This is a genomic window from Paenibacillus sp. NPDC057967, from assembly GCF_042887015.1.
In the GTDB taxonomy this organism is placed as follows: Bacteria; Bacillota; Bacilli; order Paenibacillales; family Paenibacillaceae; genus Pristimantibacillus.
On record NZ_JBHVQB010000004.1, the window covers coordinates 71655 to 86493 of the forward strand.

9 protein-coding genes are annotated in these 14839 nt (G+C 48.3%); 2 read left to right on the forward strand and 7 right to left on the reverse strand.

What is annotated here, in order from left to right; all coding sequences use genetic code 11:
• Nucleotides 1-4: 4 nt before the first annotated feature.
• A complete protein-coding gene (locus ACFVSO_RS10580; protein ID WP_387473008.1) occupies nt 5-2473 on the reverse strand; it encodes a family 43 glycosylhydrolase in 2469 nt (822 codons plus the stop codon).
• A gap of 77 nt (nt 2474-2550) precedes the next feature.
• Nucleotides 2551-3618, reverse strand: a complete 1068-nt coding sequence (locus tag ACFVSO_RS10585) for a GntR family transcriptional regulator (protein ID WP_387473010.1) — start codon at nt 3616-3618, stop codon at nt 2551-2553.
• Nucleotides 3619-3902: 284 nt separating this feature from the next.
• On the opposite strand from ACFVSO_RS10585, the gene ACFVSO_RS10590 reads away from it, so the two are divergent.
• The gene (locus ACFVSO_RS10590) at nt 3903-5498 is read left to right on the forward strand and encodes a discoidin domain-containing protein (RefSeq protein ID WP_387473012.1); all 1596 of its coding nucleotides are present in this window, start codon (nt 3903-3905) and stop codon (nt 5496-5498) included.
• A 57-nt stretch (nt 5499-5555) separates the two neighbouring features.
• Here the strand turns inward: ACFVSO_RS10590 and ACFVSO_RS10595 are convergent, their stop codons facing one another.
• The 4 genes from ACFVSO_RS10595 to ACFVSO_RS10610 form a co-directional block, all read right to left on the reverse strand.
• Entirely contained in the window at nt 5556-7520 is a 1965-nt protein-coding gene (locus tag ACFVSO_RS10595; protein ID WP_387473014.1) for a peptidoglycan D,D-transpeptidase FtsI family protein, read from the reverse strand.
• 44 nt (nt 7521-7564) lie between these two features.
• Nucleotides 7565-8113, reverse strand: coding sequence for a GNAT family N-acetyltransferase (locus tag ACFVSO_RS10600; RefSeq protein WP_387473016.1), 549 nt, complete (start codon nt 8111-8113; stop codon nt 7565-7567).
• Nucleotides 8114-8255: 142 nt separating this feature from the next.
• Nucleotides 8256-10235, reverse strand: a complete 1980-nt coding sequence (locus ACFVSO_RS10605) for a M28 family peptidase (protein ID WP_387473018.1) — start codon at nt 10233-10235, stop codon at nt 8256-8258.
• A 178-nt stretch (nt 10236-10413) separates the two neighbouring features.
• Nucleotides 10414-11748, reverse strand: coding sequence for a lytic polysaccharide monooxygenase (locus ACFVSO_RS10610; protein ID WP_387473020.1), 1335 nt, complete (start codon nt 11746-11748; stop codon nt 10414-10416).
• A 694-nt stretch (nt 11749-12442) separates the two neighbouring features.
• On the opposite strand from ACFVSO_RS10610, the gene ACFVSO_RS10615 reads away from it, so the two are divergent.
• Complete coding sequence (locus tag ACFVSO_RS10615) at nt 12443-12703, forward strand: SDR family oxidoreductase (RefSeq protein ID WP_387473022.1); 261 nt, start codon at nt 12443-12445, stop codon at nt 12701-12703.
• A 46-nt stretch (nt 12704-12749) separates the two neighbouring features.
• On the opposite strand, the gene ACFVSO_RS10620 is transcribed toward ACFVSO_RS10615, so the two are convergent.
• Nucleotides 12750-14669 (reverse strand): outer membrane protein assembly factor BamB family protein, encoded by a 1920-nt coding sequence (locus ACFVSO_RS10620; protein WP_387473024.1) that lies wholly within the window; start codon nt 14667-14669, stop codon nt 12750-12752.
• Nucleotides 14670-14839: the final 170 nt, after the last annotated feature.

Here is a 14839-nt window from a genome sequence, read left to right on the forward strand (position 1 = left end):
GAATTTAAGGATTCAAGATGACATTGTCGAACGATGTATGCTTGTGTGCCGTTCTCAGGCCTATCTTGCCGTGAGTGAACGCCGTTGGCGAGTGGTCATTGTAATCCAGCTTCGGTGTCGTCATATCGCCCACATACACCTTAATATTCGTGCCGTTCACGACGACCTTCATCTTATGCCACGTATTAATGGCAAGCGGCGTTGTGAATCCGGCCAGATTGCTCCAATTGTAATTTTGTTTCCCAAGGTAGACCCCGTCTGTCTTGATATAGGCGTAGTAGCCCTGCAAGAAGTCGGCATTACCTTGTGCACGCTCCAGTCCATTAGCCGGATTCTTCCCTCTCACGATAATTCCGGCGTCTCCGCCGCTCTCATTCATTTTGATATCAGCTTCAATTGTGTAATTGGCCCAGTTGTCATCGCCGAATGTCGTCTTCGCGAAGGTGCCGCCTGCCGAATGGTATTGGCCTCCGCTCACCGACCAGTTGCCCTCCCAGCGCTTCCAACCATCGCTGTTATTGTCGTTGAAGTTATCCGTCAAGCTCGGAACGGCTGCATGCTTGTGGAATTCCATGCTGGCGAAATCCGCTTCGCCCGTTACGAACTCCACCCTAAGCTCCCGCAGCCCTTGCGTCATCGGAATATTCGTCACCGTAACCGATCGCCATGCATCCCAGCCGCCGGTATTCGGGATGGCGATAACGCCTGTCAAGGCTGTCGCGCCGTCCCATAGACGAATGCCTACTCCGTTCAACGTTGTTGCCATACGGAACGTAACGTCGTAAGCTCCTGTCGCTGCCACGTTCACCCGGTACTTCAGCCATTCGCCCGTCTGATTCCAGCCAACGTTGTAGCCGCCCTCTGGATTGACACGGATATCTACCGCATCGCTGCGGTATTGACCGCCGAGATTGGCTGGCGTCAAGTCATGGTATCCGACTCCTTCGCCGCCGCTCATGTAGTGGACTGCTTCAATTTTGCCCGGAATCGGCTTATACGCGTCCCAATCGCTGCTTCCGCCTGCTTGATTGCTAAAGGCGACATAAGCGAAGTCGGCATGGGTGTCTTCGGAGACATAGCCTACTTTGCCGCCTCCCAGATTAGCGGTTCTCGTAACCTTCAGCATATTGTCCACGTAAATCTTGAATGAGTTCCCCGACTTTTCTATCCGAATGTTATGCCACTTACTGTAATCAAAGCCAGCCGGCAAAGCCGCGTTCACCCAGCCTTGGGAGACTCCGCCAACAACCATATTCGTCTCTAGTTGATTGTTCTTGGAGCTTAGCATCGCTACGCCATAATTGTTCTCATCCACATAGGAGAAGGTCGCGCCATACCGAGGTGCTGCGCTCGTTCCTCTCGCCATCTGCTTCGCGTGGAATTCAGCTGTATAATTAGAAGCGGTTGCAGCATTGGTGATTTGCTTGTATGCCGTTGTCGTCCCAATCGTATCTTGCCACATAAGCTCTTGATTGTAGATGCCCCAAGTGCCGCCATTGACATTGGCCCAGCCTGATCCGATTGTTGTCCGATTGAAACGGTCCTGGAAAGCAGGAAGCGCTGGGTCAGGCTGTGAAGTCGTCGTCGGGCCAAGGACGGTCATCTTGTCGCCGTTCCAGACGACCCGGTCCATATTAATGCTGCGAATCGGCCAGCCTTCAGGCGTATAGCCCTTCCAGTCATGATAGAACATGTACATGGAATCCAGATCCGGACCTGTCACCAAGCCGTTATGCCCAAGTCCGATCGTTGGTCCCTCTGTCGAGATGAGCACCGGATTTTGGTTCTGTACAGGTACGAATCCAGTCAGCGGATTGTCGCTTAACGCGTAGTCGACCCGGTAAGCCGGACTGTGTACGTGATTGCCGGTGTACGTCATATAATATTTGCCGTTGCGTTTGACAACTGTCGCCCCTTCGGTCCAGCCGCCGTTCACAGTTGCGCCAGTATTAAAGCCGGGACCGAACGTATAGGGATCGCTCATGCGATGCGCGACCATCTGACCGTGCGCCGCGCGGTAGAAGTACCACTGTCCGTCATCGTCGATGAAGACATGGCCGTCAATCGTCAGTCCTTTATTCGGAGTCTGGATGGTGAAAGGGCCTGTCGGGCTTTCACTACGCAGCACATAATGGCCTCCGCCGCCCGGGGAGGTATACATATAGAAATATCCGTTCCAGTAGATGACCTCCGGCGCGTAAGCAGCCTTTGTAATGGGGTCTGTCGCCACCAATCCGGCATAGGTCCAGTTCACCAGATCAGTGGAGCTCCAAGCCTTGATACCAGTCTCGGAATCTTTGGTGCTGACATACAAATAGTAGACGCCTTTGAACTTCAGAATGTACGGATCGCCGGAGCCATAGGTCGGCCATTCGTTGCTGAGCGGCCTAGGGTTCTGGTACGCGGTTGCCAGTGAAGCGGGCAACATCAGGCATAAGACGAGGAGTGCTAGCAATAGCTTCGATTTCTTCATAACGTCCTCCCTTTCCATCGATTGATGTAATCGTTTTCATATTACGCCTACATCGTACCACCATGGCCCCTCCGGTTTTATATCTTATTAAGTATATTTTTGTGAAAAAGCGTGACGGGCACCGCCACTCTTCTAGGGTTATAGGTTCCTTGAATCTGCTCCACCAGAAGCTCGATCGTAATCCTGCACATCTCCTCTACATTTTGCTTGACATAGCTCACATCGGAAAGCTCGGATTGGTCGAAGCTTACCAGCTCCAGTCTTCTCCCCCCCGATTGGCTGAGCGTGCTCATGGCTCGATAAGTATATCCCGTCAGCTCCGCATTGCAAGTGAACACCGCCGTAATGCCGGGATTGTCCTCCAAAAACTCTTGTATAATCGAAACGCTCCTTCCCGATGCGATATCCTCAATGCCCAGCGTGCACCACAAGCTTTTATGAATAGGCAGATTGCGCTCCAGGAACGCCTTCTCGAATCCAGCCGCCCGATCCGCCGTCGCAGAGTTGGTCACCTTCACGGTGACAAATGCGATGTTCTCGTGACCCTTGCTGAGCAGATGGCCGACTGCGCGGCAAGCTCCGTCCAGATTATCCGCAGAGACGCTGTACGTCTCAATTTCCTTCAGATAACGATCGATCAGCACAAGCGGGAACCGATTCAACGTCAAGCGCAATATATCATTGTTGTACATTTCTTGCTCAATCGGGAAGATGATAAGCCCCTTCACCCGCAGCAGCATAAAATCATCGATCGCCCTGCTCTCCTCAAGCGGGGATTCCTGGGTAATCTTCACCAGCAAGTAGTAGCCGCTTTCTCTGACATATTGTTCAATCGCATTCATAATGCGTTGGTCGACCTTTGTTTTCATGCTGGGTAAGATCAGCCCGATGAAGCCTTTATGACGGCTCATCGCAGGCAGATCCTCATGATTGGCATTGACGAAAGTTCCTTTGCCGCGATGTCGGACAAGTATCCCCTCTTCTGCTAGACCGTTAATCGCGTTTTTGGACGTAATCTGGCTGACATGGTAGTGCTCCGCCAGCTCTTTCTCCGACGGAACGCGGTCCCCCGGCCTGAGCTGCCCTGTCCGAATTTGAAACCGGATATCTTCTTGAATTCTCTTATACAGCGGAAGCGATTTCATATTTACCCCTCGTTGTAAGCTTAATAGCTTGCGGATTGAGTGCGATGATGTGCTGCTTTAGTAGGATTATAACATGATCTCTGTTATATTCCGCTCCATAATTTAGGAGGTTAAAATTTAAGCCTATAAAGTAGTCAGAGGAGTGCCCTCCTTTTATTTACAAGAAATACACTATGAGAACTCGACTTTATATGATATATTTTACATATTAGTTATTACTAGGATCGGGAGGTGAATGGTTTTCGTTTGGATCTTGACCATATAGATAAAAAGGACGTGGAGACATGAAGAAACTGGGAGTACTACTATTGGCGGCAGTAATCGGACTAGGCTTTGGCAGCGATGCTTCTATTCCGACCGCAGCAGCTGCGGAGTCTACAACAACAATCTTGCCTACCAATCTCGCAAAAGACGGAACAGTTACCGCTAGCGGCGAGAATGGCGATCACCAAAGCAGGCACAAAGCATTCGATCAATTTATTTTCTCCAAATGGCTTACCTTCAGTACGCCGGCATGGCTGCAATATGAATTCGCCACAGCAAAAGTTGTGAATGCTTATTCTATTACGTCAGCAGAAGATGCGCCGGACCGTGATCCGAAAAACTGGGTCGTCAAAGGCTCCAATGACGGAATTGTATGGACGGATTTGAATACGCAGACCAATCAAAGCTTTGCGGGACGTCATCACACAAATACGTATTCATTCGTCAATTCAACCCCTTACAAATATATCAAGTTTGATCAATTCGTGAATCAATACCAGAACGGCGGTCTCTTGCAATTAGCTGAAATCAAGCTGTTCGGCGACGAAGCGCAGACCTACAAAACGATCAAGCCTACCGTTACCGCCAGCGGCGAAAACGCGCCAACCGATGTGAAAGCTAATCTGGTTGACGGAAACAGCAATACCAAATGGTTGACTTACAATAACACGGCATGGCTGCAATTCGACTTCGGCGAAGCCGTAACCATCGACGGTTATGCGCTGACTTCGGCCAAGACCCCTAATCATAGTCCTGATGCAGACCCCAAGAGCTGGGTGCTCCAAGGATCTAACGATCTTGCTAACTGGACAACGATAGACACGAAAACGAACGAGAACTTCAGACTCCGGCATCAGCGAAAGCATTATTTGCTGGAGAACCATACAACGGCTTACCGTTACTACAAGCTGAACAATATTCAAAATCATAGCGGCTGGACCGTTCAGCTTAGCGAAGTAGAGTTCTCTCGTACCGATGATTTGTGGCATGCTGTTAATCCGGCCATTGAAATTCAGAATCTGGCGGGCTTTACGCCATTCGAACAGGCGCTTCCCAATGCCGAACAAGAGATATTGGCGATTACGCGCAAAGTAAATGAGCTGCTGTATCTAAGTCCGGCAGATGCTCCCCTTGAGGTGAAGAAAATACTAGTGAAAATCGAGCCTACCGGTCCGGTCGCTTCCATGGGAGGAGACAGCGAGCTCAAGACGCTAACCTTCAATTCCCAGCATCTCGCGAACGTGGCGGCTAATCCTAATCAATCTTTACGCGATGAGATTATCGGTATTCTGTATCATGAGATTGGACATGCCTATCAATACGGCAATTTCGATGTGGAAGCGTTGACGGACAGCTTGCGTTATACTACCGGCTATCATGACCGGTACGGCATAACGCAAGGAGGCAGCTGGCACACCCATGGCACCGCCAACTTCATTCGTTGGATTGACGATACCAAGCATCGCGGATTTATTCGCCAATTAAACGAAGCCTCTTTGGATACTTATGGTCTTACAGAAGCTCAAATCTTCGCATGGAAGGAAAGCCAGTTCCAGCTTATCACCGGCATTCCGGTTGGCACCTTGTGGACGCAATATCAGCAATCGCTAGCTTAATAGAAGAGAGGGGGCTATCAGCCCCCTCTCTTCTATTACATATCTCTATATAATGGCTTATTTTAATCCGTAAACCTCATCATACGCGTCGAATATTTTGCGTGCGATTGGCGCGGCTCCCCGGCTTCCGAATCCGCCTTCCGGTACGACTACGGCTACAGCCAGCACAGGATCATCCGCTGGCGCAGACGCGATGAACACGGAATTCTCCACAATCTTTCCGGCAACGCTTTGCTCCGACGTGCCGGTCTTCCGCAAAAACTCATGCGGGAAATCATCGAAGCCCGTCACTTTAACTTTCCTCATGCCGGCTTCAATCTCTTCCCAGTAGCTGTCAGGGAAATCCACTCTATTCAGCACGACCGGCTCAAACTTCTGCATGACAGTGCCGTCCGAATCTTTGATTTCAGTAACGAATTGAGGCTTCATGCGTTTTCCCCGGCTTGCGAGCGTTGCGGTATATTGGGCTAATTGGAGCGTTGTGTAACGGCCTTGCTGCCCGAAGGATGCATAGATCAGTGCGGATTGCGTGCTTGCATTTTTGGCTTCGTTAAAATATTCAATCGTGCCAGGCCATTCATTCAGACCGCTGCCCGTCGAGACGCCAAGCCCGAACATCTTCATATATTCGTCCCACTTCTGTACGCCTTCCTCGCTTCCTTTATATTTGATATTCAGCGCATTGCCGATCTTCTCCGTCATAAATGGGTTGGATGATTTCTCTATCGCACGCGCCGGGTCCATCAGCCCGTATACAGCATTCTCCGCGTTACGGATGCTTTTGCGGTGAATGCCAGCCTTCCCGAATTGGAAGATGCCTGTATCACTATAGCTCGTAGTCGGCGTTATCAGCTTCTCGTTCAAGCCGACGAGAACGGTCAACGGCTTGATGGTTGAGCCTAGCGGCACAATAGAGCCAGGGTGTTTGGCGCGTTCTTTATCATCATGGATGGGCTGATAGACCTCTCTGATTGTGCCATTGACCATATAAAACAGAATTTCCTTCAGTTCGTCGTTGTTAACGCCGCCGCCTTCCCAAATATTCGTATCGTAATCCGGCATACTGGCCATTGCGATAATGTTCCCGGTCTTTACTTCCATCGCGACCGCATATCCCGTACGGGCATTTTTGCTTCGGGGGTCGCCTCCCTCCTGCAAGATCTTGAGCTGGTCCATAATCGCTTCTTCCGTAAGCATTTGAACCTTTTTATTAATCGTCAGATGAAGATTATTTCCTTTAACAGGAGGCGTTACTTGAGGTTCGCCATTCACTCTCCCCATAGAATCGATAGGTATCAGCTTCAGTCCGTTTTTTCCCCTCAGCTGCTCTTGGAACATATATTCCAAGCCGTCGAAGCCAACCTCCTCCTCTTCGATGTAATTAAGGAGTGGATTATCCTGCACCAGGTTCTTATAGAACGACAGGTCCTTGGAGCCTCTGAATTTCTTGAGATAACCGACAAGCTGAACGGCTACCGTATCCGGATCATAATGGCGAATGCTCTCCTCCACGATATCCACACCATCGTACTTCGCCAGATTTTCAGAGAAATAGGCGACTTCTTTTTTAGTCAGACCAGACTTAATTCGGCGAGGCACAGATATATTGTTTCTGCGGTAGGTCAAGTCCATATTTTCTTTGATCTGGTCAATCGTCATGCTTTTGGCAGGATCGCCGTATTGGTCGAATACCTCTTTGAGCCTTGAGGCAAACTCATTGGCATCCTTCGCCTTGAAGCCGCGCTCAATGGAGAAGTAAAGAGACTGCACAGATGTCGAATACGCCAGCTTCACGCCGTCAGCGTCATAAATATTGCCCCGGATGGGTGCGATTCGAACAGGCGTATTGCCCATCTTGTCCTTTACTTGCTGCAGGATGGTAGGACCTTCGACAAACTGCAGGATAGCAAGCCTAATGATCAGGATGGCGAATAACACAAATACCAATAGAAAAAACAAGTTAAGCCGAAAAAAATGCTGCCGCCGTATCGCAATCGCCTTCTTTTCTTGCTCCTCTGACACAGCGTTTGCCTCCCTCATCCGATCAGTTTAGATGCTGCTGCTTTCTATTCCAACGCTTCATTCAAGAGGACCATATGCACATGATCCTCCCATTTACCGTTAATTTTCAAATATTTGCGGGCCAGCCCTTCATGCTGGAATCCAAGCTTCTCCACTACCCGGAACGAAGCCGCGTTATGCGGCATTATATTCGCCTCAATTCGGTGCAGCTTCAGCTCCTGGAACGCATAATCAATCAAAGCTTGAAGCGCTTCGGTCATGTAGCCCTTGCCCTCTTCTTCTCCATCCAGCCGGTAGCCGAGATGGCAGGACAGGAATGCGCCATATACAATGTTGCTCAGCGCTACCGAACCAATGATTCGATCTTCTCCCTGCTTGCTGATCCATAGCTTACTGAGTTGGCCAGCCGCCGAATAATTCATGTCATTAAATAAAATGTCCTGCTGTGCTTGCAGCGTATAGAAGGAATCTTCTCTGACAATCTCCCATGCCGCCAGGAAGGATTTATTCCTTTTAAAATAATCGAGTACAAGCGGCACCTTTGCAAAATCGTCCAAGGTAAATAGCCGCAATCTGGATGTCAGTCGTTCCATTTCGTAATCCCGCCTTTGCTTACTTATAAGTGATCGACGTTATACAGATGTTATAACGAGAATTCCCATTATAAGGTTGCTGCAAAGGATACGCAACTAAAAAAACTCCGTGTTTCGTTCCATTTACTTCGCAAAGACAGGATCAGATGCCCATCTCTCGAATGATGGCCTCGAGCGGAATGGACTGTGCCCGTTCTACCAGCGTTTGCTTTTCCGCTAAGGAAGAATTTCTCCCGTAGCTTGCCTGGTCATTTTGTCTCACCAGCTCATAAATTCTCGTGTAGTAAATCTGACCGTCGATCTTCATTATTTTAATATAGGTTAGACTGTTATCGTCTTCCGGGTAGTACTCCAAATAATAGTGATCGTCTTCGCTGGCATTATACTCCTCTACTTTAACGATTGCAGAAGAATAATTCATATCATAGAACATATCATCGCTGAGTGGATACAAATAGACATATATGCCTTGTTCTCCTTCAGTATATTGAAGGCCGAGCGCGGTAATGTCCTTCGCTGAAAGATCTTCAACGGTATAGATAACATCCAACTCAGGCGCTTCTACAAGCCTGTCAAACAAATGGCCAAAACTCACATTGGCAAGCTGAAACGGATATCCTGCGATCTGCTCTGGCAACTTCATGCCTTGCAATTGCTCTTCAAACTCACGCGCGTTTTCGATAATAGATTCAAATTTATAAATCGGCTGGTTCGTGAATGTAATAGGATGCACAAAATACTTGTACTGTCCCAGCTTAAGCTGGGCAAGATGGCGCTCTGCTTCTTCTTTCATGATCCGAAGTTGTTCTTCCGTAAATTCATCTTGGTTTTGCTTAAGGATCTTATAGGATCTGAACAGCTCTGGATGATGCTTCTTGGCAAGAAGAAAATCGGATAAAGCTTGCACCAGTCGCTCCAGATAGGCATAATCGATGTGCTCTGCTGTATCTTGTCGTGTATGAATGACCTCTAGATTATCGTCAGAAATCGTAACGCTTTGATAGATGTCCTCTGAAAAAGACAGATGATCACTAGAGCCGGCATCCTCGCTATATTCGACGGAAATGCCACTCTGCTTCAGCGATTCGCCTACAGCCATGGCCAGTTCGGTGCTATTATTCGCCGACGAAATCATAGTAGAGCCTCTTGAAGTGCCGGCAATCGAGTCCAGGTTAATATTGTAGACGATATCATAGTAGTCTTTTAATTGCTGGACAAAAGCGTTACTGCCCTGCAAGCCGGATTCTTCTCCGTTGAACGCTGCAAATACAAGATCCGCCTCTCCCCGCTCCTTGTCTTTCAGCCCGGCAGCAAGTTCCAGCAATACGCTTACGCCGGATGCATTGTCCAGCGCTCCGCTGAATGCCGTATGATTCGTCCAGCCTACGGCATCGAAGTGGGCAGAGACCACGATGGCTGAGCGTACTGGCGAATCGTTTTCCCTGTGACCAGACAATACCCCAATCACATTATCCGCTTGAATTTTCTCTGGCTGAAGCTGAATACTTAGCCTGATCTGCTCCAGCTTATCCTTCTCCTTGAACAGCTTGCGATAAGTCGTTGGACTGATTTGTACGATGGGGACATCTATATACGAATGGTGACGTATTGTATTTTTCTTAAATTCTGCTGTTTTCACTAAAATAGCTTTAGGCTTGATATTGAGTTGGCTGAGATACACTTCCCGGTCTGTAATTAATATTTTACTGGCAAGCTCAGGGTCGTTCACGTTGGATGTGATCGGCGCGGACTCGTCGAAGCTCTCAGCATAAGCTTGGACGATAAAAGAAACGCCGTGCTTGAAGGTGCTGCGCTGTTCGTTGGAATAGACAGCTTCCAAAGTAATAGACTGCTTATCTGGATCATGGTATACATGATCATAAGATACGGCGAAGCTGTCTCCTTCAAGAGCCGTCAGGCCGATTGTCTTGAATTGTTCTTCAATCCATGCTTGTGCCCTCTCATTTCCTTCCGTGCCCGCCAATCTTCCCTTCATCTCCGAGGCAGTCAATGTTTTGACCGATTGCTCGAACGGATTCTGTGGCGCATCCTCCATACAGCTTACCAGAGTAAGGCTTAATCCAATCGTTGTGATCATGGCTGCTAGTCGTTTCAGATTCAATGAATCTTCTCTCCTGTCGTATTTTGTAAGCAAATCGTCGGTTAATGTCATTATATATAATTCTCTCTATTATGGATATCCTTAACATTCAATAAATTATTTCACTGGTTTCACCTTTCGTAGAAGCAAAAAAACTGCATAGCGGATAACCGCTATGCAGGCCACTGCTTTACTTCTATTAAGGAATAACCTTCCAAACATCGGCGCTGCCCGGCGTTTCGCCTAGCGTCCACCATTTGGCTTCGTAATTGACGCCGTTATGAGACACTTTATTGCCGCCTACATAGACGGTCGTCGAGCTCCAAGCAGGATAAGTCGCAGGAATCGCTGTTGTTGTAACGCTCAGCGAATTGCTTGCCGCCGATACATTGCCCGCTGCGTCAATTGCCTTCACTGTGAAAGTGTAGGCCGTGCTTGAACTAAGTGCATTGACGGTGTATTGCAGCGTCGTGCCCGTTACAGTAGCGACCAGCGTGCCGTTGCGGAAAATTTGATACCCTGTTACACCAACATTGTCTGTCGATGCATTCCACATAAGCGGTACGGAGTTATGGGTGACCGTACCCATGACATGGAGAACGGACGGCGCAGTAGGGGCTACTACGTCTGGTCCGGTAACCGGGAGGGTTGTGAAGGAAACGGTATTGCTCGCATTGGACAGATTGCCCGCAGCATCGAATGCTTTTACCGTCAGATTATAGGCAGTATTTGCAGTCAAACCAGTCAGCGAAGCAGATAGCGCTCCGGTCGTGCTTGCAAGCTCACTCGAACCATTAAAGATTCGGTAACCGGCAACACCGACGTTATCTGTGGAAGCTCCCCAAGAAACGGTTGCCGTTGTTGATCCGATGTTGGAAGCAGCAGCATTCGAAGGAGCAGTTGGAGCAGTCACATCCGCGTTGCCGCCAAAATTCACATCAATGACATTGTAGAACGCATTATTGGTATCATAGATTTCCCATACGGCCAAAATGATTTGGTACCCGGTGCGGCTTGGAATGTTGCATGTATTGGAGTAAGTGCTGCCCGGCATGGCTCCGCCGGAATTTACGCTGCAGAATGGCGTGAGGTCAAAGGAATCGCGAGTGAGCGGGGCATTAGGGTTCCAGTTTTGTTTCGTCATATAGTATTTCCAGCTAGTCGTAGCATGAGAAACCTTGATATTCCAGTTGAAGGTGTATGATCCAGCGTTAATGTTCACTTTGGTCCAACGAGTTGCCGATTGCTGATCCAGTTCAGTGAACCAAGTGTTAGCGCTGGCGATTTTCCCATCCGCCGGTCCTGCAGCCGGGAACCCTTTTGGTCCTTCCAAGCTGTATGGCTCGTAGATAATTTGCCCGCAATTCTGATTCTGACCGCTGGCACATAAACCAGCCCGGCTATTCGTAATGTTGCCATGAGCGGATACTTTACCTGAAGGAATGAACAGCATGGATACGACCATAATAAGTGCAAGCACGCCGGCCATTATCATTTTTGCCCGACCCGGCATGGTCAATTGTAATGAATTCATCTTATAACCTCCTAATATGGATTGGGGTGAACAACCTATCGTGGTAAAGCATAACGTAGAAGCGGGAAGAAGCTCCGCCCTGGGGGAAAACTTAGAGGAATTACTCGTTCTTTCCTATGAAGCCTATGCGAATCCCATTCAAGTTAACCGATGCCACCGCCTTTCTATCCTGCTATTTTTCTAGCCTATCTGTTAAAAAACGACCTCTTCCCTCCTCGCCTGCCAATTGTGTATATAAACTCCCGAAGGAATTTATATCGAATTATGAACATTATTAAAGCGTTTCCAAAACCATATAAGTAAAATAATAGATATATCCCAATAGTAATCCTGAAGCGGGCAAGGAGCAATAAACAAGACGAATCAGTTTTATTCGGAATATTCTGATTCTTGAGTCATGTTGTGAATGTCGATGATATGCGAAAAGGCTTATTCTTTTCGACAAATGAAAAGTGCTTTAGAACTAAAGTAATTTCAACCTGTACTTGCTTTGTTTCCATAATCAGACACAATTTCGTTGCAGTTCCTCCACGATTCCGCCATCACTCTCTCTGCCTACGGGTGGAAAGTTGTGGCAGTATTAAGGTATGAAATCCGGTTTTTCTAGATCCTTCATACACCAATTATGGGGAGGTAACGGGATGGAATATGGGAGATTTATGGCATTAAAGTAAGTGCGATCTGCCCCGGTCACGTGGATACAGCCATATATGACAACGGGTATGCGATCGGTCTTCATAAACCGAAAATTAACGAGACTGTCAAGCAGCGTAAAATGATGAGTCCAGAAGCATTCGCCGCCTTTGCCCTGAAGGGACTGAGTAAAAACAAACCTATCATCTGCCCGATTCCGATGCGCAAAACAATGGAAGTGTTCTTCCACCTCTTTCCCGCTGCACATCGAAAGCTCATGCGCCTTGTCTGCCGCGTCGTGCGGGAAGCGCAGGTGACATAATTGAAATAGAAGAATCGCCCAGGCTTATCAGCTTGGGCGGTTTTTTTTAGCGTTCAGGCTGCAGCTCAATCGGCTTCATTTTGCTGAACCATCCATTCGCTGATCCGATATAGAGAGAGCCATCGATGTCAGTCAGATAACCTTGCATGAATTGACTCGGCGTAATATCGTATCCCCCCACCCTGGTATCTAGCAGCCTTCCTAACGGCTCTAGAGTAACGGGGTCCAGCACGTACACCGTTCCACTCACGGGATAGGCGCTTACCAGGAAATCGCCATAAGCGATAGTTGGTCCAAGATCATAATAATGAACTTGGTATTCGGAGCCGGTTTTCTTTTTAGTTTTCAGATCGAAGGAGGCCGCATAATTATTAAGCCGGTAATACAGCTTATCTCCGATGATAGTGCCGAATGAGGCCCATCCCGGTTCTGTATATAGCTTCTCTCCTGTCATCCGGTCAATGAGGGAACTGGTAAATTTATATTCGTCTCCTGAACGATCCAAAATGACGGAAAACAAGTATTGGCCGTTCAGAACTTCATACCAGCCCTCTTGATGCAGCGGATATTGTTCGATGTCCGCTCCTGTTCTGACATCCGTTAACCATAAACGATCGGTTGTGCTTGTCCATATCCTTCCTGTGCTTTGGGTGATCCCCTTAGGGTCTTCCAATAGGTTGAACATGGACGTGTGGCGTTTCTCCAGCTTCCATTGCTCTTTGCCTGTTTTCGGGTCTAATGCGATTACGGTACCTCCCTCTGGATCATATCCGTCCCTGTATGCCTCGAGGATGACCAGCTCGGGATGGCTTAGTATAGATATATTCTTATAATCTGGCAGCTTTTTAGTCCAGAGTGACTTTCCAGTGCGAATATCCCATGTCTGCAAGGAATAATTCTCCGTCACCGAGCCGTTCAGCATATCGGCATATAAGACAGCCGCCACATTGCCGGATACGGCCAAGCCTTGAACATGAACATCGTCCATCTTATGGCGCCAAGCCTGTTGCCCCGTCTTGGTGTACATGATTTCAAGCATGTATGGGTAAGTTTTCGTACTCAGATCCTGTCTGAGGATAGCCATTAGACTTTTATCCTTTGACATTCCATACATGGTGGCGTGAGGACCAAAATCAAATTGCCAGATCTTTTTCCCTGTCCGCTTATGCAAAGCATATAGGTTCGACTTCATGTGCATGCCGCTGAACCCGCCGTCCTCGCCCGCAATAATTAAAGCGTCGCCTATCGTATCGATCAAAAAATTATAGGCCAACTCAGACTGAAACCGCCATTCCCACTCAGGTACGATAGAAGGAACCAGATATGACTCGCCGGCTAAAGATCCCGCCCATTGGCCCAGGTTCAATAATCCGTCAGCATCTCGATAGTAGGCGGTTTCCAATACGCCTGCTTCGTTCCATCCGATAATCAAATGCGAGGTGTGAGTTTCATATCTCCAAACAGGTAGAGTAATAGGAATAGCTCCTGTCTCCGCAGTGTTACTTGATTGCTCCACATATGTAGGCTCACCGAATAACTTGCGAACTCGTTCCTGTGTGGTGCCAGGAACTAATAAAGATGGTACGGCAGTTGCCAGTACGCGTTTTGCTGCCTCTTCATCCACGCCCTTGCCAAACCAGTTTGGTGCCTGACCTGATTTTTCAGCATTCGCTTTAGGTATCCATAGCATGAACGGACTAGGAGCGTCATCCGTGCTCGAAGCAATGACGCCATACCAATCTCCATATTCCTGATAAGCGTATACCTGTTCTCCTGCTTTTAAGGAAGCTGCTGGCACTTGGCCGTTAGGGAACCAGAGCGCATCTGTACCCAGGCTCATGGACAAAACTTCTGGCTCCAGATTGCGAATATGAGCGGATTCTTCGTTCAAATACCATGTCGGAATCCATCCTCCTTCATCGGAATCGGTACGAATTTCTGAAAAGTCACCCTGTTCATCATTCACGATATATCCGTCTCCGGATTGAAGCAGTAAGTGCGATGCTGGTTCTAACTTCCAATTTAGAGAGACTACTCCGTTTATCGCCTGGTATAAACTTGCAGGTTGAGGATTTTTCACAGTTGGTAAAGGTCTGGCAGAGGGTGTTGCCGCAGGGGGCGGTGTAACGGTGCTGC

Excerpts from the sequence above, each read along its gene's own strand:
- ACFVSO_RS10580 (WP_387473008.1), bottom strand. The coding sequence starts at position 2,473 with ATGAAGAAATCGAAGCTATTGCTAGCACTCCTCGTCTTATGCCTGATG.
- ACFVSO_RS10585 (WP_387473010.1), bottom strand. The coding sequence starts at position 3,618 with ATGAAATCGCTTCCGCTGTATAAGAGAATTCAAGAAGATATCCGGTTT.
- ACFVSO_RS10590 (WP_387473012.1), top strand. The coding sequence starts at position 3,903 with ATGAAGAAACTGGGAGTACTACTATTGGCGGCAGTAATCGGACTAGGC.
- ACFVSO_RS10600 (WP_387473016.1), bottom strand. The coding sequence starts at position 8,113 with ATGGAACGACTGACATCCAGATTGCGGCTATTTACCTTGGACGATTTT.
- ACFVSO_RS10610 (WP_387473020.1), bottom strand. The coding sequence starts at position 11,748 with ATGAATTCATTACAATTGACCATGCCGGGTCGGGCAAAAATGATAATG.